The 537-nt window shown below is 47.7% G+C and carries 1 tRNA gene and 2 rRNA genes; all 3 read left to right on the forward strand.

Features of this window, described 5'->3' with window-relative positions:
- A 16S ribosomal RNA gene (locus J4613_RS22500) occupies nucleotides 1-78 on the forward strand; the annotation flags it as partial.
- 85 nt (nucleotides 79-163) lie between these two features.
- Nucleotides 164-239: transfer RNA gene (locus J4613_RS22505), tRNA-Glu, on the forward strand.
- A gap of 193 nt (nucleotides 240-432) precedes the next feature.
- Nucleotides 433-537 (forward strand): 23S ribosomal RNA (locus tag J4613_RS22510); the annotation flags it as partial.

Here is a 537-nt window from a genome sequence, read left to right on the forward strand (position 1 = left end):
ACCACTTTGTGATTCATGACTGGGGTGAAGTCGTAACAAGGTAACCGTAGGGGAACCTGCGGTTGGATCACCTCCTTACCTTAAAGAACTGTTCTTTGCAGTGCTCACACAGATTGTCTGATGAAAAGTGAATAGCAAGGCGTCTTGCGAAGCAGACTGATACGTCCCCTTCGTCTAGAGGCCCAGGACACCGCCCTTTCACGGCGGTAACAGGGGTTCGAATCCCCTAGGGGACGCCACTTGCTGGTTTGTGAGTGAAAGTCACCTGCCTTAATATCTCAAAACTGACTTACGAGTCACGTTTGAGATATTTGCTCTTTAAAAATCTGGATCAAGCTGAAAATTGAAACACAGAACAACGGAAGTTGTTCGTGAGTCTCTCAAATTTTCGCAACACGATGATGAATCACAAGAAACATCTTCGGGTTGTGAGGTTAAGCGACTAAGCGTACACGGTGGATGCCCTGGCAGTCAGAGGCGATGAAGGGCGTGCTAATCTGCGATAAGCGCCGGTAAGGTGATATGAACCGTTATAAC

It is taken from the genome of Salmonella sp. 32020114201800008SM (assembly GCF_017572025.1).
GTDB lineage: Bacteria > Pseudomonadota > Gammaproteobacteria > Enterobacterales > Enterobacteriaceae > Salmonella > Salmonella enterica.